This window comes from Arthrobacter sp. 2RAF22 (assembly GCF_052115325.1).
GTDB lineage: Bacteria > Actinomycetota > Actinomycetes > Actinomycetales > Micrococcaceae > Arthrobacter.
Window position 1 is genome coordinate 63973 of sequence record NZ_JBFRGL010000004.1, and the last position, 18723, is coordinate 82695.

The following is an 18723-nucleotide window of genomic DNA, read 5'->3' on the forward strand; positions in this document are numbered from 1 at the left end:
TTCACTGCGCCCTGACAACCGGCGGCAATTGGTACGTGTCGTCGAGAATCGCCGCGCCGGGCAGATACACGCGGAACATCAGCTTGAACTTTCCGGACGGAATGGGCAGCCAGTTCTGCTCGTGCCCGCTCGGAGCCTGATGCTGCAGATAGATGTCGACCGAACCGTCGGCATTCTGTGCCAGAGCGGAACGGTCACCAACGCTGTAGCGATTGGTGGGATTTTCCACCATGTACCCGACGGTATCGGTCGGGGTGAGCGACCAGAAGGCGTCATGCGGCGGGAGGTTCCCGGGAGGAAAATGCAGGACGTATCCATTCCCGCCGCTCAGCGTTTGCCCTGAGCCATCCACAGTGGCGGTCCAGTACGCAGCCTCTTCAAACACATTCACGACAGGCAGGGCCTTGGCGCAGGCGGCCCGGACGAGGACTCCGTTGCCGGGCTGGCCGCATTTGCGGATGGCACTCCAACCGTTGACGGTCGTTGTGAGCGCCCTGCCCACGGCGTTCATGACGAGGATCGCCGTCAAGAACGCAAGCACGGCACCGAGAATCAATCCTTGCACCACACCGGACTGGGAGAACCACGCGAGGGCATTTGCCATAACCGCAAACTACCACTGGGCTATGTGGTTGGGGGGGTCGCACCGATCCGGCCTGGAACTAGTTGCGCGAACGCCCCCGCGCAGGACGACGCCGGTACCAAGCAACAAAGCCCCACAGCGCGATGATCAAACATACGGCAGCGACAATCCCCCGCCACCAAATAAAAGGTTGCCAAAGCCCGAATATCAGGGCCCAAACAAGGAGAACGCCACTCACGTCGAGTCGTGGGGCTCGGATTTTCACGGAGGCTCTCCTTCTTCCATCTGTCTCTGTCCAGGAGCGCAAGCGCCAAAGACCAAGAATACTTTCCCAACAGCCCGACGTCGGACGCGGACCCCCCGCCCCGTCGCCGAACGCCGCGGGACAAGCGCCTCGCTTCCCCGCGCAAATCCCAGTGACACCACCGCCACGGGCGACCATACTGGGAGCATGAGCGTCAACACCCGCCGCACAGCGGAAGGCGCCGCTGTTGCCACCCCGGCCCCTACCGCCCCCGCTGTTCCGACAGAACCAACCGCACCGGCCGCTCCGACAACCGGTCCCATCACCCGCGAGGAACTGCAACTCGCTTCGCGCAACCACGCCATGCCGCTGGAAATGCTCCGATGGCCCGTCACACCGCTGGGCATGCATTATCTCCTGGTCCATTTCGACGTTCCCCAGATCGATCCCGTCTCGTGGCGGCTGAATATCGGCGGGCTCGTGGACCATCCGCACGAGTACACCCTGCCTGACCTCCAGCACCGCGAGCGCCGCACCCAAGCCGTCACGATGGAGTGCGCCGGCAACGGCCGCTCGCGGCTGGAACCGCGGCCTGTGAGCCAGCCCTGGGACCAGGGTGGGGTGGGCACCGCCGAGTGGACCGGCACCCCGCTTGCTCCGTTGCTGCTCGACGCCGGCGTGTCACCCGACGCCGTCGAACTCGTCTTCACGGGCGCGGACCGTGGGATCCAGGGCGGCGTGGAGCACCAGTACGCGCGCAGCCTGACGCTCGCGGAAGCAATGTCCGACGACGTCCTGCTCGCCTATGAGGTCAACGGCCAAGCCCTGCCACCTCAACATGGCTACCCCGTCCGGCTCCTCGTCCCGGGCTGGTACGGAATGACGAGCGTCAAATGGCTGCAATCCATCGAGGCAATTGACCACAGCTTCGACGGTTACCAACAGCTCGACTCCTACCGTTACACCCAAGACGCAGGCGATCCCGGCGAGCCCGTCCAACGGATCAAAGTCCGTTCCCTCATGGCTCCCCCCGGCGTTCCAGATTTCTTCACACGGCAACGCGCGGTGAACGCGGGACCGGTTCAGCTGAGCGGCCGGGCCTGGTCCGGGCAAGGAACCGTGGAGAGCGTGGAAGTCTGCGTGGACGGGGTCTGGGAGCAGGCCCAACTTCAAGCTCCCACCGGCCGGCATGCGTGGCGCGGATGGACATTCACGTGGATCGCAACGCCCGGTTCCCACGATTTGGCATGCCGTGCGACGGATTCCACAGGGCAGACCCAGCCGGAAACGCCGGAGTGGAACTATCAAGGCATGGGAAACAACGACATCCAGCGGCTGGCTGTGACCGTCCGGGAGTAACTCGCCCGCCGGCACGCCGAAGCCGGGCCGTTGACCGTGTGCAACGGCATGAGTACTGTGAGTCCACTATCCATCCGCGCCCTGGAGGCAGCAATGGGCGGCACTTCCAAGAGCAACGCCGACTACGAGTTCCTCACTGTCTGGCGCGTCGCGGGGACCCCGCGTGAGGTCATGGATATTTTAGGCGACGCGGGGACACTGCCCCGCTGGTGGCCTTCGGTGTACTTGAGGGTTGTTCCGCTGGACCCGGGAAACGCCGACGGTACGGGAAAGGCCTTCTCGCTGCACTCCAAAGGTTGGCTGCCGTACACGCTGCGCTGGAGGTTCACGGTCACCGAACCCATCACAGAGCAAGGTTTCGCGATCGCGGCGAGCGGCGACCTGCGCGGTACCGGGCGCTGGACTTTCGAACAGGACGGCCCGGAAACCGTTATCACCTATGACTGGCGGGTCAGCACATCGAAACCCCTGCTCCGGCGGCTAAGCTGGCTGCTCAAACCCGCTTTTGCCGCGAATCACCACTGGGCGATGGCACGCGGCCAAGAAAGCCTCGCCCTTGAATTACGACGACGGCGTCCCGGCACGGACCTCTCCAAGGTCCCCCGTCCCGCGCCACCCACATTTGCAAGCCGATACCGCTGGCCAAGGAGTACGACGCATGCCTGACGATAACAAAGGCGAAGTCCGCTGGTTGCCGGAGCCCGAGGACCAGGACTACCCAAGCGCCGCAGACTACCTTTCCCTGCTGGAATCCGACCACGTGGTGGCATCGGTTGTCGCCGCCCTCAAGGACGCGCCCATCCAGCACCGCAAAGCCAAGGACATCCTCCGGGCCGCCCGCTTGGCGTTGCTCCCGGAAGAGAACGCCCACGTGGCCTCGGACCTGAAGAAGATCAAGGAGGGCAAGAAGCTCTCGCCCATCCTGATGGTCCGGGGAGACCTGGCCACGGGCATGCCCGCTCAGGTGGCCGATGGCTATCACCGGGTGTGCGCGAGCTACTACACCGACGAGAACACGGACATTCCCCTGAAACTGGCTGATGCGCCCCGGTAAACACCGCAGACCAACCGCCAGGCCCGGAGAAGGAGGAAGGTGTCGTTCTTTCAGCTTTCGCTGATCGCCGCAGTCGCGCTCCTCGGTCCGCTCTTGGCGCTACCCCGGAAATGGCACCTTCCCGTTGTTTTGGGGCAGTTGCTGGCAGGCATCGTCATCGGACGCACGGGACTGGGACTGGTGGACTCCTCGGATCCCACCTTCACGTTCGTGGCCGACGTCGGGTTCGCCCTCATCATGTTCGTCGCCGGGACGCACGTCCCCGTGCGGGACAAGGCCATCCGTCCCGCCCTGGGTAGCGGCGCCTTGCGCGCCGGCGTCGCCGCGGTGCTGGCCGCCGTCGTCGGAGTCGTCATCGCTTTAGCCTTCGGCACCGGACATGCTCCCCTCTACATCGTCCTGCTCGCATCCTCCTCAGCAGCGTTGGTCTTGCCGATCGTCGACTCGCTTCGGCTGACAGGGCCGAAGGTCCTGACGACGACGGCGCAAGTGGCGATCGCTGATATCGCTTGCATTGTGGCGCTTCCGTTAGCCGTTGACCCCCCGAACGCCGGCCGGGCAGCGGTCGGGGCAGCCGTCGTCGCGGCTTGCGCGTTGGTCTTGTTCTTCGTGCTTCGTTGGCTGGAGAACAGCGGCAACCGCGGACGGTTACACGACATATCCGAAGACCGGAAGTTCGCCCTGGAACTGCGGATCCAGCTGGCCTTGCTGTTCGCGCTTTCAGGGCTCGCGGTCCTCGGCCACGTCTCCATCATGCTGGCCGGGTTCTCCTTCGGCCTGGTGGTCTCCGCGGTGGGCGAACCCCGTCGCCTGGCGCACCAGCTTTTCGCCGTGAGCGACGGTTTCCTGGGGCCGGTCTTCTTCGTCTGGCTGGGTGCATCGCTCGACCTAAGGACCCTCGCGGGCAGCCCAAGCATGATCCTCCTCGGGATCTGCCTTGGCTTTGGAACACTGCTGGTGCACGGAAGCATCCGGGCCCTCGGCCAGCCCCTGCCGCTCGCAGTACTGGCCTCGTCCCAATTGGGAGTGCCGGTTGCAGCCGCCACCATCGGCTCCCAATTGCACTTGCTGGAACCGGGAGAAGCCGCCGCCATGATCCTCGGTGCCCTCATCAGCATCGGAGCCAGCACCATCGCGGGTTCGCGGGCGGCACGCAGCTTCTCGGAAGCCGCGCCGGAACCGGCGGGCGAGGGGCCGAAGAGCGGTGGGCCGGCCGGCAAAGGACAATCCGGCAAAGGCCCGGCAGGCAAGCCCTCCGAAGGTGGTCCGGCAATAACTGCCTGATTCCCAAACCCGCAGCATGACCCCGTCACACGACCCATCCGACAGCGGCACGGCCACGAACCACCGGTAGAATTGCGGGGTTGACCAGACCGAGCTGGACTGTCGACCACCCGCTTGAACGCTACCGAGGGAGGAACCCGTGCGCGCATCGCATGCCCGGACGCCCTTCCATGCCATGCGTTCGGTGGCCCTGGCGGTCGCCATTGTTGCCCTCGCGGCAGGTGCCCATGTCCTCTCCGGGGGTGCGCTTCCCGTCGCTCCGGTCCTGTTGGCCGTCCTTGCATTGACCGGGCTCGTCACCACTCTTGCCACCCGGTTCAAGCTCGGATTCCCGGTCATTGCCGCGCTTCTGGGATCCGGCCAGCTTCTCCTGCACGAGGCCTTCACGGCATTCGGTCCGCTCACTGTTCCGGCTCCGGGCTCACCAGCACACCACTTGGCGGCTGAACACCTCTCCCCGCCGCTGGGCACTGAAACAGTCCATTTTCACGAGGTCGACACTCCCCTCAGCTGGTTGATGCTGACGGGGCACGCCCTCGCCACTGCCGCTTCGGCATTGCTCCTTGCCAAGGGCGAGCAGGCACTGTGGCAGCTCGAGGCCTGGCTTCGTCCCCTCCTGCAGCTCATCCGACTGATCTTCAGGCCCGACGCCGGCAACGCAGCTGTTGCGTTCAGCGCACCTGCCGTATTCATCCCTCGCCCGTGGCGGAACCTCAGGCAAGACAGCAGACGCGGCCCGCCCGCCGTCGTCGTATCCTCCTGACTCCGCCCGGCGCCGCCTCAACTGGTGACGGGCACATCCCCTGACTTTGGCGCGCCTTCGCGCGCCCGTTGAAAGGCAACAACCATGAACAAATCCTCACTCCGCCGCGCCCTCTCCGCTACCGCAATCGCGGGCGGCACCGCCGCACTGATGATGGCCGGCCTCGCAGGCGCATCTGCCCACGTCTCCATCAACCCGGACAAGACCACGGCCAACTCGTATGCCCTGCTGACGTTCGGCGTCCCGCACGGCTGCGACACCTCAGGCACCACCAAGTTGACCATCAACCTGCCCGAGGAACTGACCGACGCCACGCCCACGGTGAACCCCAACTGGACAGTCGAAAAAGTGACGCAGACGCTGCCGGAACCCAAGAAACTGGCCGACGGCACATCGATCACCAAACGCACCAGCCAGATCGTCTACACGGCCAAGGCTCCGCTGGACCCGCACTTGCGCGACGCGCTGGTCCTGTCCGTGAAGCTGCCCGACACCGCTGGCAAGACCCTCTACTTCCCCACGCTCCAGAACTGCGAGCAAGGGCAGACGAACTGGGCTGAAATCCCGAAGGACGGCCAGGACGCGCACTCGCTGAAGGCTCCGGCTCCTTCGGTGGCCGTCACAGCCGCAGATCCGGCCGCGGGTGACACCCACGTGGCCGCGTCCATCTCCACCGAGCAGGCAGCTTCCGTGACCGACGACGGCTCACAGGCGCGCAGCTGGGCCGGCCTGATCGCCGGCGTGGCAGGGCTGGGTCTGGGTGGCGCGGCCTTCTTCCGCAGCCGTTCCGCCAAGGCATCAGTCTCCAAGTAACGGCTCCGTTGGGTCGGCGTCCGGAACATTACGATCCGGACGCCAATCCGGCGCCGCTGCCGCGCCGCAGTTGACTCCGGCAAATGACGACGAAAAGCTGTGCGCATGACGAATATGCGAGTCAAGAACGGTCTCCTGCTCACGATGGCAGCAGCCTCGGTATTCCTGCTCTCCGGCTGTTTCCAAACCCAGGCCCAGCCCTCGGGATCAGCCGTACCCAGCGACACGGCGTCGGCCTCGTCGTCACCGTCGGCCTCGGCCTCAAGTACTCCTACTTCAAGCGGCAGCGCCACGCCATCGAGCACCGGGACGACGCCATCAGGCGTCGCTCTCTGCAAAGCGGGCTCGCTGACAGCATCTGTCGACTCCACAGGGGGCGGAGCGGCAGGGAGCGTCTACATGAAACTCATCCTGACCAACTCCGGCACGCAACCCTGCGTCCTCAATGGCTTCCCGGGCGTCTCACTCACGTCGGGACCCGCGGGCGATCCGATCGGCGCGGCTGCCGCGCGCGACGACTCCCAGCCTGTGACGCAAGTGCTCCTCGCTCCGGGGAAGGCCGGTTTCGCCCAACTCCGCTACACTCAGGCCGGGAACTACCCCGAGTGCACCCAGGCCCCAGCCGCCGGCTTCCGGGTCTACCCACCCGAGGACACCGCTTCGCTGTTCATCCCGCAGCAATACACGGCTTGCAGCAACACCAATATCAATCTCCTGACCGTCCAGGCGTTCCAGGCGGGGTAGGCGGTCCAGCGCTGTTCCTTATTGTGTCGGTGCCGTGAGGCATGATGGAGGAATGCAGGAGCAGAAGCTACCGGGCGGTCCTGGCAATTCAGCCATGGACCGCTTCAGCCGTGCCACGCGCGAGTGGTTCCTTGGTGCTTTCTCCGCGCCCACCCCTGCCCAGGACGGTGCATGGAAGGCCATTTCTTCGGGATCGCACGCCCTTGTGGTTGCGCCCACGGGTTCCGGCAAGACGCTCGCAGCATTCCTGTGGGCGTTGGACCGGCTCTTGTCCGTGTCCCCGCTTGCTTCGGCGGACGCCCTTCCGGAACTTGAGGGCACAACCGCCCGTGCCAAAGCTCCCAAGCGCAAGACCCGAGTCCTGTACATCTCGCCCCTCAAGGCCCTCGGCGTGGACGTCGAACGGAACCTCCGCTCGCCGCTGATCGGCATCACGCAAACCGCAAAACGGCTCGGGTTGCCGGCCCCGCTGGTCAGCGTCGGAGTCCGTTCAGGAGATACGACGACGGCGGACCGCCGCGCGTTGCTCAGCCACCCGCCGGACATCCTCATCACCACGCCCGAGTCCTTGTTCCTCATGCTGACGTCCAAAGCCCGGGAGACGCTCAGCGAGGTGGACACCGTGATCGTCGACGAGGTCCACGCCGTTGCAGGCACCAAGCGTGGCGCACACCTCGCGGTGTCATTGGAACGGCTCGATGCGCTGCTGCCGAAACCCGCCCAACGGATCGGCCTCTCGGCTACCGTGGAGCCGCGCGAGCTCGTCGCACAGTTCCTCGCCGGTTCGGCACCCGTGGAAATCGTCGCACCACCGTCGCACAAAAACTGGAACCTCAGCGTCAGCGTTCCTGTGGAGGACATGTCCGACTTGGCGGGAGCCGCGGGCGCCTTCGACTCCGGGCCGGCCTCCGGACTGCAACCGCAAGCATCCATTTGGCCGCATGTCGAGGAGAAGATCGTCGACCTTGTGCTGTTGAAGCAGTCCACCATTGTGTTCGCGAACTCCCGGCGCCTCGCGGAGCGACTCACAGCCCGATTGAACGAGATCTACGCGGAGCGCCAACTCATGGCGGTGGATGTGTTTTCCGCCGCGGCGGATTCGGCGCTGGACTCGGGGCTGCCGTCCTCGACGGCGACTCCGGCGCACATGATGGCCCAGGCCGGCAGCACGAGCGGCGCCGATCCGGTCCTGGCCCGCGCGCACCACGGTTCCGTGTCCAAGGACCAGCGGGCACTCATCGAGGATGACCTCAAGTCCGGCCGGCTGCGGTGCGTTGTGGCCACGTCGTCCCTGGAACTCGGCATCGACATGGGTGCCGTGGACCTTGTAGTCCAGGTCGAGTCGCCGCCGTCGGTGGCCAGCGGACTGCAAAGGGTTGGGCGGGCCGGGCACCAAGTAGGCGAGATTTCAGAAGGCGTACTCTTCCCCAAGCACCGGGCAGACCTCGTCCACACCGCCATCACTGTGGAACGCATGCTGAGCGGGAAGATCGAACGCCTCCACGTTCCAGCCAACCCCTTGGACATCCTCGCCCAACAAACGGTCGCCGCCACCGCGCTGGGAAGCATCGACGTAGAGGAATGGTTCGCCACCGTGCGGCGCTCCGCTCCTTTCGCCACCCTGCCCCGCTCAGCTTTCGAAGCCACCCTGGATCTCCTGGCTGGCCGGTATCCTTCGGACGAATTCGCCGAACTCAGGCCGCGCATCATCTGGGACCGGAATGCCGGCACCATCGAGGGCCGCCCCGGAGCACAGCGACTTGCCGTCACCTCGGGCGGAACCATCCCGGACCGCGGGCTCTTCGGCGTGTACATCATCGGCACCGAGAGCGAAGGCACCGGTTCTGGGTCCGGATCCGGTTCCAGCCAGGCCGGTCCAGGGTCCGCACAGGAGCCCAGTCCGGCGTCGCGCGCTGCCAAAGGCGGCCGACGCGTCGGCGAGCTCGACGAGGAAATGGTCTACGAATCACGCGTCGGGGACATCTTTGCCCTGGGCGCCACCAGCTGGAAAATCGAGGACATCACGCACGACCGTGTCCTTGTCTCGCCCGCCTTCGGCCAGCCCGGAAAACTCCCCTTCTGGAAGGGCGATTCCTTGGGCCGGCCGGTGGATCTCGGCCGCGCCCTCGGAGCATTCGTGCGTGAGCTTTCCGCCTCGGACCAAGAGCCAGCACTGGAACGCTGCAAGGCCAGCGGACTGGACGACTTCGCCGCCGGCAACCTGATCCAGTATCTGGGCGAACAGAAGCAGGCCACGGAAGTGGTCCCTAATGACCGGACGCTCGTGGTCGAACGGTTCCATGACGAACTCGGCGATTGGCGCGTGGTGCTGCACAGCCCCTTCGGCATGACGGTCCACGCACCGTGGGCACTCGCCGTCGGGCAGCGGCTCCAGCAGCGCTACGGGCTGGACGGTTCCGCGATGGCCGCCGACGACGGGATCGTGCTGCGGGTCCCGATGATGGAGGACGAACCCCCGGGGGCCGAGCTGTTCCTGTTCGACCCTGAGGAGCTTGAGCAGATCGTGACGGCGGAGGTTGGCGGGAGTGCATTGTTCGCCTCCCGCTTCCGCGAGTGTGCCGCGCGCGCCCTGTTGTTGCCGCGCCAGAACCCTGCGAAAAGGCAGCCGCTGTGGCAGCAACGGCAACGCTCCGCGCAATTGCTGGATGTCGCGAAGAAGTACCCGTCTTTCCCCATCGTGCTCGAAACCGTGCGCGAGTGTTTGCAGGACGTCTACGACCTCCCCGCGTTGAAAGACATAGCAGCTTCGATCGAACGCAGGGAACTGCGCTTGGTTCAGACCACCACGCAGCAGCCGTCGCCCTTCGCCAAATCGCTGCTCTTTGGGTATGTGGCCCAGTATTTGTACGAGGGCGATTCACCGCTCGCCGAACGCAGGGCCGCTGCCTTGGCCCTCGACTCCACGCTCCTCAACGAGCTCCTGGGCAGGGTGGAACTACGCGAACTCCTCGACGCGAAAGTCATCGAGGCCACCGAGCTCGAGCTCCAGCGGCTGGCACCGGACCGGCTGGTCCGTGGGATGGAAGGCGTCGCGGACTTGCTGCGCCTGCTCGGCCCCTTGAGCGTCGACGAAGTGGCGGCCCGTTTGCAGCCCGAAGGAGTGGAAGCTTCCGCGGATCCGGCCGCGTCGCAACTGGCGGCGGGATCGCATCTGGCGGCGGGATCGCATCTGGCCGCATCGCATCTGGCGGCGCTGCGCAAGGCCAACCGCGCCCTCACCGTGACGCTCAGCGGCGTTGAACGATTCGCCGCTATCGAGGACGCGGCCCGGCTCCGCGATGCCATCGGGGTTCCGCTGCCCATGGGAGTGCCGCTCGCCTTCATCGAACCCGTCCACGATCCGCTCGGGGACCTGGTCTCCCGATACGCACGAACCCACGGACCCTTCACGGCCGAGGAAGCCGCCTCGAGGCTGGGACTGGGTGTCGCCGTCGTAAGCACTGCGCTCAAACGCCTGGCGGCGGACGGCCGCGTAGTGGAGGGCGAGTTCCGCCCGCACCCGAGTGCGCCGGCCACGGTTCCCGATGAGGGCCCGGAGTTGTTGGAGGCACCGGAACTCCCGGCTGTTCCGCTCCGCGGAGTCCCATTGAGCAGCGAGTGGTGCGATTCCGAAGTGCTGCGCAAGCTCCGGCGTCGTTCGCTTGCTGCACTGCGCGCCGAAGTGGAGCCGGTGGACGCTGCCGCGTACGGCCGGTTCCTCCCCGCCTGGCAAAACGTATCCGTGCCCTCGGCCGGCCGTCCTGGTTCTTCTGGAGGCAGGGGTGCCCCGGCGCTGCGCGGGCTCGACGGCATCATGACCGCCATCGACCAGCTTTCCGGCGTGCCTGTTCCGGCGTCGGCGTGGGAGCCTTTGGTGCTGGCCAGCCGCATTTCCGATTACCAACCGGCCATGTTGGACGAGCTCATGGCCGCGGGCGAAGTCTTGTGGTCAGGGGCTGGCTCGTTGCCCGGGAACGACGGGTGGATCAGTCTCCATGTGGCCGAAGCCGCGGAGCTCACCCTCAACCCGGACCCTGAATTCGAGCCCGGCGACGCCCAACTCCGCCTTCTGGAATACCTGCAGACCGGCGGGGGCGCCTATTTCTTCCGGCAACTCACCGATGTTGCCGGCGGCATGGACGCGGTCCTTAGCGACGATGCCGTGGTGGCTGCCCTGTGGGACCTCGTGTGGGCCGGCCGCATCACGGGCGACACCTTCGCCCCCGTCCGCGCGATGATTGCCGGCGGACGCACGGCGCACAAACAGCCCGCGCGGCCGCCGCGTGCCAGGTCCCTCCGCATGAGCAGGCTCGGCCGCTCGCACGGCACGGGCTTGATGGGATCGCCAGGACTCACGGGCGGACGCTACGGCTCGGTCACCGGAGCGGCTCCGACTCCCCCGCTCGCCGTTGGCCGCTGGTCCGCGTTGCCTGCTCCCGAGCTCGACCCCACCATCCACGCGCGCGGCACCGCGGAACTCCTCCTCGACAGGTACGGCGTGGTGACCCGCGGTTCCGTCATGGTGGAGAACATCGTGGGCGGATTCGGGCTGATGTACAAGGTCCTCGCGCGCCTCGAAGAAGCCGGGCGGTGCCGCCGCGGCTACTTCATCGAGCACCTCGGCGCCGCCCAGTTTGCCGTGCCGGCGACAGTGGACCGACTACGCTCCTTCACGGAGGACGCCCAACTCGCCAAAACGGAGCCAGTCGCTTTGGCCCTCGCCGCAACGGACCCCGCAAACCCGTATGGCGCGGCCCTCCCGTGGCCCGCGTTGGCCGTCGACGCTGGATCGGGCCACCGTCCGGGACGGAAAGCAGGTGCCCTGGTGGTGATAGTCGACGGCGCCTTGGTTTTGTATGTCGAACGGGGAGGGAAGACCCTGCTCACTTTCAGCCAAGACGACGCCGCCCTGGCCGCTGCCGCTGCCGCGCTCGTCGGAGTGGTGCGGCGGGGAGCCGTGGACAAATTGATTATGGAAAAGGTCAACGGCCATGACCTCTTGGACACCCCCGTGGCTTCCGCCCTTGCGGCTGCCGGGGCGTACTCCACGCCGAAGGGTTTGAGGATCCGTGCCTGAGGGTGACTCGGTCTGGCGGGCCGCCGCGGAGTTGCACAAGGCCCTCGGTGGGCAGACCCTTGTCTCCTCGGACTTCCGGGTACCCAGGTTTGCCACACTGAACCTGGCCGGATGGACCGTGTCCGAGGTAGTGCCACGGGGAAAGCACCTGCTCATGCGCTTGCTGGAGCCGGCGGCGGTTGGGTCGGTCGCGACTGGGCCGGCGGACGACGCCGGTTCGGCGGCTACCAGACCATCCCGCCGCGCCCTGACCATCCATTCGCATTTGAAAATGGAGGGAAGCTGGCAGGTCTATTCCCCCGGCGGCCGGTGGAGGAAACCCGGCCACACGGCCAGGTGCGTCCTCCGCACAGCGACGGCCGACGTCGTCGGCTTCTCCTTGGGAATCCTCGAGGTGATCCCGACGCCGGACGAGTCCCGCGTAGTAGGGCACCTCGGCCCGGACCTGCTCGGGCCCGACTGGGACGCGGAAGAGGCCGTTCGTCGGCTCCGGGCCGCGCCGGACGCACCGATCGGCGTCGCACTGTTGGACCAGCGGAACCTCGCCGGCCTCGGCAATATCTACCGTTGCGAGGCGTGTTTCCTGGCCGGGGTGCATCCGGCCGCGCCGGTATCGGCTGTGAAGGATCTGCCGGCGATGCTCGCCGAAGCCAAGGTTATGCTCGAAGCCAACCTCGGACCCGGGCCAAGGATCACGCGCGGCACAGCGTTCCCTGGAGTCCGGGGAATTCCCCGCTCCGGCTACTGGGTGTACGGCCGCGAGCACCAACCATGCCTTCGTTGCCGGACGCCGATTCGCCGCGGAGTGCTGGGGCCAGCGTCCGGGATGGAAGACCGCACCATCTACTTCTGCCCGGAGTGCCAGCCCGGCTCGTCCGGCTGACGCTGCGGAAATTCCCTGACGCCCCCGGAATTCCGGGGGCGTCAAGAAATCTGCGAGTCGCCAGGAAGATTCCGCGTCACGAAGTGGCCGGCACCGCTTCCGGGGCAGCCACGGGAGCCTTCACCGGAACCGTAAACAGCGGCAGCAATAGCTGAACCACCGGGCCAATGGCCAAGGCGTAGACAACGGTTCCAACGCCGACGGACCCACCCAACAGCCAGCCCACACCGAGCACGACAACCTCGATCAAGGTCCGGGACAAACGCACCGACCATCCAGTGCGGCGGGCAAGTCCCGTCATGAGTCCGTCGCGGGCACCCGGGCCAAGGCGTGCGCCGATGTAGCAAGCGGAAGCGATTCCGTTCAGGACCACGGCGCCGGCGAGCATGGCGATCTGGCCACCCAGGTGCGAGAACGCCGGGATCAGGGCCAGGCCGATGTCCGCGAAGACTCCCACCAGAACGGCGTTGGCGAGGGTTCCGAAACCGGGCATCTGCCTCAGCGGTATCCAGAGGAGAAGAACCAGGAAGCTGACCACTACGACGACGGTGCCGATGCTCCACCCGATCTTCCCCGCGACGCCTTGGTGGAAGACATCCCAGGGGTCCAGGCCAAGGCCGGCCCGGATGAACATGGCCAGGGAGATCCCGTACATTGCGAGGCCAATCAGGAGCTGGGTGATTCTGCGGGTCATCATGAAACCATGCTCCCGAAAACTGGCATTGCTTTCCATAGCCAGTTTGCAATACTGGTCTTATGCCCGGATCCCTCAACCCCACAGCCATGGTGCGTCTCCTCGGTCCGTGGAACACTGGCGCCGCTCCCGCCTATCGCGAGCTTGCCGACGTCGTACGCCTTTTGGTGATGGACGGGCGCATCCCGCTCGACGTCGCGCTGCCCAGTGAGCGCGCGCTCGCCGTCACCCTGGGCGTCAGCCGGACCACCGTCACTGCCGCCTATGCCAGCCTGCGCGAGCAAGGATTCCTGGGCGGCGGCCAGGGCAGCAGGGGCCGGACGGGCATTCCACGCCGGACGGTCCCCGTCAGCGGACCTGGACTGGCCGTTCCGGAGGGAATCCTCGACCTCGCCTATGCTTCACTGCCAGCGACGGGCGAGGTGGTGCACCGGGCATTCGCGGATGCGTTGATCGATCTCCCTGCGCTGTTGCCCGGTTTTGGCTACGACGCGGTCGGCCTCCCATCCCTCCGGGAAGCCATCGCGGACCGCTACACGGCAGCCGGCATCCCCACGACGGCCGCACAGATACTGGTGACTTCGGGGGCCCAGCACGCGCTGAACATTATCCTGAAGACCCTCGCCGGGCGGCAGCAGAAGGTCCTCGTGGAGCATCCCAGCTACCCCAACGCTCTCGATGCAATCCGCGCTTCGGGCTCACGCACGGTTCCGGTGCCGATGCCGCCTGCCGCCGAGCCGACGTCGGGCGGTTGGGATATCGACGGCATGGTGGCCGCAATGCGCCACCAACGCCCGGCCATGGCCTACCTCGTCCCGGACTTCCACAACCCCACCGGGCGGATCATGTCCAACCTCCAGCGCCGCCGCCTGGTCCGCGAGGCGGCAGGGACGGGCACTGTCCTGGTGGTAGACGAAACGCTGCGGGAGCTAAACCTCGACGGCGTCAGCACCTCGCCGCTCGCGGCGTTCAGTCCGGCGGTGGTGACCATCGGATCGCTCAGCAAATCGCATTGGGCCGGGCTCCGGACCGGGTGGATCCGCGCCGAAGAGGACCTGATCAACCGCTTCGTGCAGACCCGGACAACGATGGATCTGGGCGGGCCCGTCGTCGAGCAGCTGGCTGCGGCTCGGCTGCTGCGGGCTTTCGCCGAACCGCTGGATGCGAGGCTTGCGGAGCTGCGGCGGAACCGGGAAGCGCTCCTCGGATTACTGGCCGAGCACCTTCCCGGGTGGCACGTGGAACGTCCGCGCGGCGGGCTGACGGCATGGTGCAGGTTGCCCACGCCGTCGAGTACCGCGCTCACCGTCGTCGCCCCGGACTTCGGCGTGCGGCTCGCGGCCGGCCCGCGCTTCGGCGTCGGCGGGGCTTTCGAGCACTTCATGCGCGTTCCGTACACGCTCGCGCCGGCCCAGCTTGAGACGGCGGTGCTGGCACTGCGCGATGCCCAAGCCCGGATCGATGCGTCACCGCAACTCCGGAGGACCTTGAAAGCGCCCAAGGAACCCGCCGCGGTTGCCTAAATCCCGCCGTTCCGCAGCCCGCCACTTGCCCCCTCCGCCGCCCAACTGGCTCGCATTTGTTGTCGTTTTGAGCCCTCAGAACGACATTAACTGCGAGTCAGTTGGGTTGCCCGGCACCCATGCGCTGCCTGGCGGTGTTGGTGCCCGGACCGACAGGGACATGGGAGGTGGCTTTGGCCAGGCCAAACTGCGGCATGCCGTTGTAGACCACCTCGATTCCCGACGCCGGCACCTGGTAGGTTTCGTGCCACACGCCGATGTCGCCGCTTCCCGCGACTTCCTTCATGAAGCGTCGCCAGGGCGCCAAGTGCGGCGAGTCCCTGTCCGCCGCGAAGCGCCTGAGATGCTCGGGGCTCTCCCAATAGCTGAGCAGCATGGTGGTGCGCCCGAACCACTGTTCGCACCCGAGCAGTCCGGACTCGGGATGCGTTGCGAGATGGCGGAGCATGGTGGGCATTGACGATGCCACTCGCGCCACTTTGCCGATCTTCCACCAACGGTTGGCCCGCATTCCGATAAGGAATACGGTCACCGATTCGCGCCCGGTGTCGGCCGTGAAGCGCCCCGGGAAGATTTCCTGTGCCATGCGAATCCTTCGGTCTGGGAACGGTAGCTCAAGTTCCGCTCGTCGAGTTTCATAACGTCGTTACGAAACAATGTTATGAAACACTTGGAGGCATGGCAAGACCCATCGTTCATGACCAGCTCGTCCGGCAGCGGCTTCTTCAGGTAACGGCCGAACTCGTTGACCGGCACGGCCCTGCGCGAGTCACGCTCCGCGACGTTGCCGCAGCCGCCCAGACCTCAACCACGGCGGTCTACTCACTCTTCGGCGGCAAGGCGCAGTTGCTGACGGCCGCCGTCGACGACGGATTCCGCTCGTTCGGCGACTCGCAACGGCTCGCCGAAAACGGGGGGCTCCGAGGCTTGGGCCTCGCCTACCGTTCCTGGGCACTTGAACATCCAGCCTTGTACCGGCTCATGTTTGGCGGCGCACTTGCCAGCTATGTGGACTGCAGCCCGACGCCGGCAGTCGCCTCGGAAGCAATGCTTCCCCTGATGGAAGCGGTGACCGCCGCGCAGCAAGCGGGGACCGTTCGTGATGCCGAAACCGCGACGATCGCCATGTCCATCTGGGGACAGGTCCACGGACTGGTGAGCCTGGAACTTGCGAACATGGACGAGCCCGGAACCGATTGGGAAGGGATCTACGCCGCCGCGCTGGACGCCGTGGGACGCGGCTGGGCAGCCTGAGCCAGCTTCGCCTCCCTTGGCGGGCGGGTTAGGCGTACACCTTCTCCAAGAAGTCGCCCCAGGCCTTCGCGGTCAGTTCAGAATCACCGCTGCCGCTGAAATCGTGCACCGTCATGCCCACGGGTGCTCCGAAAGAGTTCCGGCCAAAGAACCGGTAGAGCGTGTCCGCCGTCCGCAGGCCTAGGAAGTGCTGGTTGGAGAAGTCGAGTTCTCCGCTCAACCGCCCCACGCCGTCGACGTCCACCTCAACCGCGGAACCCTCTGCAACGCCGTTCACGCCGAGGGCCTTCTTCAGTTGCACGAAACCGTCGGGCGCCTGYGAGGCCGCCGGGCCCTGGATGTCCGTGAAGACCACAGGCTTGCCGTCGAAGTACTGAAGGTACTGGCCCAGGGTGTGCAGGTAGAACTCGGTGTGCTTGCTGGCGCCGTCGTACTGTTCCTCCCAGTTGTCCGCGAAGATGCCGCTGTGGACGTAGTGCAGCTTGGCCCGGCCGCCGTCGAGCGGTTCGAGCACGTGCTCCAACTGGTTGAACCAGCCGTCCGGCCCGTCCATCCGGGTCACAAGGTGGCTGGGGTATTCGTCCACGGTTTTCACGGCCGGCCACTGATCGGTGGGAAACATCCAGGCCGAGGTGTCCTGGGTGACAGCCTGCCAGACCCGTTCAGGAGTGCCGGGCAGTTCGGTGTCGGCCACGATTTCGAATTCACGGTTGTCAGTCATTGTCCTGTTCCTTTTCTGGAGAGTGCTGCGTTGTCTTGAGTGCGGGATGAAGTACGACGACGAGCCGGTGCTTGCGTGCGCCGCTCACCGTTTCGGTCGAAGCGCCGGTACCGCCGTCGTGGTACTTGTCCACGAGCCGGGTCACCGCGACGGCGAGCTCCTCGGCAAAAGCGGCACGGTCCGACGCCGACCGGAAGGTGATTTCGCCGTCGATCGCGAAGCTCGCAAGCTTCTTCTTGGCCGCGGCCGCGCCGGCTATCAGCTTGCCCATCTCCTGGACCGTCCGGGCCGCGAGGGCCAGGAGCCAGAAGGCGGAAAAGCGGTCCGAGAAGCGCCGGGGATCCGGCGCCACGGATGCAAGTGCCACCGGCGAGATCAGGTACGACGCCGCCGTCGCGCGCAAAACGCGTTCGGTGACGTTGCCCTTCTTCCGTTCCTCCACGAGTTCGACGAGTCCATGCCGCTCGAGGGCCTTGAGATGGTAGTTGACTTTCTGCCGGGGCAGGCCCACCTTGACCGCCAACTGCGTGGCGGAACCCGGCTCGACCAGTTCCTGCAGAATGCGGGTGCGGATCGGGTCCAGCGACGCTTCCGCCGCGGCGGGATCCTCGATCACTTCGATGTCCAACATGCTTCCATTCTGCCTACCGACAACTTTTATTGTCAAGAACTTTTTTCTCGTCGGAGGCCTGGCCATAACCCCGGTAGAATAGACCGGTGATGCAATCCCCCCTTCCAGTGCGCGACGGCGTCAACGCCACCCGCCTGCGCCTCCCGGACGAGGGGCCCTGGGACACCGCGATGGACTACATGATGCACCGCTGGGGTCATATCGACCCCCAGGGCATCGAGGACAGGTTCGACGCCGGCGAAATCGTCGGCGAGGGCGGCGCGCCCCTTGATCGCCGCACCCCGCTCGAAGAACACACCTTCATTTGGTACTACCGCACGCTCCCGCCGGAGACTCGTATGCCGGTGGAGATCAACATCCTGCACCAGGACGAGCACCTTCTGGTCGTCGACAAGCCCCACTTCCTGCCCACCACTCCGGGCGGGACCTACATCCAGGAATCCGCACTCGTCCGTCTCCGGAACCAACTGGACCTGCCGGACCTCATCCCGATGCACCGGCTCGACCGCATGACTGCCGGGGTGTTGCTGCTCTCCACCAATCCGGAGACCCGCGGCAAGTACCAAGTGCTCTTCGAAAAACGGCAGGTGCAAAAGGAGTACGAGTGCATCTCCGCCGCGGCACCCGCCGCGGGCTTTCCCGCCGTCGAATTCCCCGCCGTCGTGCGCAATCGCATGACAAAATCCCGCAGCTACCTTCTCGCCGAGGTGATCGACGGCGAACCCAACGCGGAAACCCGCATTGAGCTGCTGAGAACGTTCGACGGCGGCACTCACGACGGCGGCGCCGCCCGCCGGGCGCTCTACCGGCTTGAGCCCCACACCGGCAAGACCCACCAGCTTCGCGTGCACATGGCTTCACTCGGGCTGGGAATCGTGAACGACGCGTTCTATCCCGAACTCCTGGACAAGGCCCCGGACGACTACTCCAAGCCGCTGCAATTGCTCGCTCGCGGCATCCGCTTCGTTGACCCCATCAGCAAGCAACCCGTGGAATACCGGAGCCGTCTCGAGCTAGGCGAAGCCCACCCCGCCTGACCCTCCCCCCAAACCATCGCTCACATATGGCGCCCTTTCCCGGGACGCTCGCTCACCCA

The 18723-nt window shown here is 66.0% G+C and carries 17 protein-coding genes; 12 read left to right on the forward strand and 5 right to left on the reverse strand.

Annotated features, from left to right (window positions below; genetic code table 11):
- Window position 1 precedes the first annotated feature (1 nt).
- Window positions 2-604 (reverse strand): DUF1214 domain-containing protein, encoded by a 603-nt coding sequence (locus tag AB4068_RS05735; protein ID WP_284988709.1) that lies wholly within the window; start codon window positions 602-604, stop codon window positions 2-4.
- A gap of 430 nt (window positions 605-1034) precedes the next feature.
- Here AB4068_RS05735 and AB4068_RS05740 point away from each other — a divergent pair, with 430 nt between their 5' ends.
- From AB4068_RS05740 to AB4068_RS05780, 9 genes are all read left to right on the forward strand, one after another.
- On the forward strand, window positions 1035-2186 hold the full coding sequence (locus AB4068_RS05740; protein WP_441432893.1) for a sulfite oxidase: 1152 nt from the start codon (window positions 1035-1037) through the stop codon (window positions 2184-2186).
- A gap of 93 nt (window positions 2187-2279) precedes the next feature.
- The gene (locus AB4068_RS05745; RefSeq protein WP_059388574.1) at window positions 2280-2852 is read left to right on the forward strand and encodes an SRPBCC family protein; all 573 of its coding nucleotides are present in this window, start codon (window positions 2280-2282) and stop codon (window positions 2850-2852) included.
- Complete coding sequence (locus AB4068_RS05750; protein ID WP_059388573.1) at window positions 2845-3240, forward strand: hypothetical protein; 396 nt, start codon at window positions 2845-2847, stop codon at window positions 3238-3240. The genes AB4068_RS05745 and AB4068_RS05750 overlap by 8 nt, the downstream gene beginning before the upstream one ends.
- Before the next feature lie 39 nt (window positions 3241-3279).
- Window positions 3280-4524, forward strand: a complete 1245-nt coding sequence (locus AB4068_RS05755; protein ID WP_332602426.1) for a cation:proton antiporter — start codon at window positions 3280-3282, stop codon at window positions 4522-4524.
- Between the two features lie 139 nt (window positions 4525-4663).
- On the forward strand, window positions 4664-5287 hold the full coding sequence (locus tag AB4068_RS05760) for a hypothetical protein (RefSeq protein ID WP_441432894.1): 624 nt from the start codon (window positions 4664-4666) through the stop codon (window positions 5285-5287).
- A gap of 84 nt (window positions 5288-5371) precedes the next feature.
- Window positions 5372-6100, forward strand: coding sequence for a YcnI family copper-binding membrane protein (locus tag AB4068_RS05765; protein WP_441432895.1), 729 nt, complete (start codon window positions 5372-5374; stop codon window positions 6098-6100).
- Between the two features lie 105 nt (window positions 6101-6205).
- Window positions 6206-6844: a DUF4232 domain-containing protein gene (locus AB4068_RS05770; protein WP_084784462.1), complete on the forward strand. Its 639-nt coding sequence runs from the start codon at window positions 6206-6208 to the stop codon at window positions 6842-6844.
- A gap of 52 nt (window positions 6845-6896) precedes the next feature.
- A complete protein-coding gene (locus AB4068_RS05775) occupies window positions 6897-11921 on the forward strand; it encodes a DNA glycosylase AlkZ-like family protein (RefSeq protein WP_441432896.1) in 5025 nt (1674 codons plus the stop codon).
- Entirely contained in the window at window positions 11914-12804 is an 891-nt protein-coding gene (locus AB4068_RS05780; RefSeq protein ID WP_441432897.1) for an Fpg/Nei family DNA glycosylase, read from the forward strand. Before AB4068_RS05775 ends, AB4068_RS05780 begins: the two co-directional genes overlap by 8 nt.
- Before the next feature lie 76 nt (window positions 12805-12880).
- Here the strand turns inward: AB4068_RS05780 and yczE are convergent, their stop codons facing one another.
- Window positions 12881-13501, reverse strand: coding sequence for a membrane protein YczE (yczE, locus tag AB4068_RS05785; protein WP_059388569.1), 621 nt, complete (start codon window positions 13499-13501; stop codon window positions 12881-12883).
- A gap of 59 nt (window positions 13502-13560) precedes the next feature.
- On the opposite strand from yczE, the gene yczR reads away from it, so the two are divergent.
- Window positions 13561-15021: a MocR-like transcription factor YczR gene (gene yczR, locus AB4068_RS05790; RefSeq protein WP_441432898.1), complete on the forward strand. Its 1461-nt coding sequence runs from the start codon at window positions 13561-13563 to the stop codon at window positions 15019-15021.
- Window positions 15022-15118: 97 nt separating this feature from the next.
- Here the strand turns inward: yczR and AB4068_RS05795 are convergent, their stop codons facing one another.
- Window positions 15119-15607, reverse strand: coding sequence for a DUF4188 domain-containing protein (locus tag AB4068_RS05795; RefSeq protein WP_059388568.1), 489 nt, complete (start codon window positions 15605-15607; stop codon window positions 15119-15121).
- 92 nt (window positions 15608-15699) lie between these two features.
- Between AB4068_RS05795 and AB4068_RS05800 the strand changes: the two genes are divergently transcribed.
- On the forward strand, window positions 15700-16275 hold the full coding sequence (locus AB4068_RS05800) for a TetR-like C-terminal domain-containing protein (protein ID WP_059388567.1): 576 nt from the start codon (window positions 15700-15702) through the stop codon (window positions 16273-16275).
- Window positions 16276-16303: 28 nt separating this feature from the next.
- Here AB4068_RS05800 and AB4068_RS05805 read toward each other — a convergent pair whose 3' ends face one another.
- Entirely contained in the window at window positions 16304-16996 is a 693-nt protein-coding gene (locus AB4068_RS05805) for an SRPBCC family protein (protein WP_441432899.1), read from the reverse strand.
- Window positions 16989-17627, reverse strand: coding sequence for an ArsR/SmtB family transcription factor (locus AB4068_RS05810; RefSeq protein ID WP_306963319.1), 639 nt, complete (start codon window positions 17625-17627; stop codon window positions 16989-16991). The genes AB4068_RS05805 and AB4068_RS05810 overlap by 8 nt, the downstream gene beginning before the upstream one ends.
- An 89-nt stretch (window positions 17628-17716) precedes the next feature.
- On the opposite strand from AB4068_RS05810, the gene AB4068_RS05815 reads away from it, so the two are divergent.
- Window positions 17717-18664, forward strand: coding sequence for an RluA family pseudouridine synthase (locus AB4068_RS05815; protein WP_441432932.1), 948 nt, complete (start codon window positions 17717-17719; stop codon window positions 18662-18664).
- The last annotated feature ends 59 nt before the right edge of the window (window positions 18665-18723 follow it).

Bases quoted from the DNA above. Each gene is read 5' to 3' on its own strand.
- AB4068_RS05750 (WP_059388573.1), top strand. From the start codon at position 2,845: ATGCCTGACGATAACAAAGGCGAAGTCCGCTGGTTGCCGGAGCCCGAG.
- yczR (WP_441432898.1), top strand. From the start codon at position 13,561: ATGCCCGGATCCCTCAACCCCACAGCCATGGTGCGTCTCCTCGGTCCG.
- AB4068_RS05815 (WP_441432932.1), top strand. From the start codon at position 17,717: ATGCAATCCCCCCTTCCAGTGCGCGACGGCGTCAACGCCACCCGCCTG.
- yczE (WP_059388569.1), bottom strand. From the start codon at position 13,501: ATGATGACCCGCAGAATCACCCAGCTCCTGATTGGCCTCGCAATGTAC.
- AB4068_RS05775 (WP_441432896.1), top strand. From the start codon at position 6,897: ATGCAGGAGCAGAAGCTACCGGGCGGTCCTGGCAATTCAGCCATGGAC.
- AB4068_RS05765 (WP_441432895.1), top strand. From the start codon at position 5,372: ATGAACAAATCCTCACTCCGCCGCGCCCTCTCCGCTACCGCAATCGCG.
- AB4068_RS05740 (WP_441432893.1), top strand. From the start codon at position 1,035: ATGAGCGTCAACACCCGCCGCACAGCGGAAGGCGCCGCTGTTGCCACC.
- AB4068_RS05745 (WP_059388574.1), top strand. From the start codon at position 2,280: ATGGGCGGCACTTCCAAGAGCAACGCCGACTACGAGTTCCTCACTGTC.
- AB4068_RS05800 (WP_059388567.1), top strand. From the start codon at position 15,700: ATGGCAAGACCCATCGTTCATGACCAGCTCGTCCGGCAGCGGCTTCTT.
- AB4068_RS05810 (WP_306963319.1), bottom strand. From the start codon at position 17,627: ATGTTGGACATCGAAGTGATCGAGGATCCCGCCGCGGCGGAAGCGTCG.
- AB4068_RS05770 (WP_084784462.1), top strand. From the start codon at position 6,206: ATGACGAATATGCGAGTCAAGAACGGTCTCCTGCTCACGATGGCAGCA.
- AB4068_RS05795 (WP_059388568.1), bottom strand. From the start codon at position 15,607: ATGGCACAGGAAATCTTCCCGGGGCGCTTCACGGCCGACACCGGGCGC.
- AB4068_RS05735 (WP_284988709.1), bottom strand. From the start codon at position 604: ATGGCAAATGCCCTCGCGTGGTTCTCCCAGTCCGGTGTGGTGCAAGGA.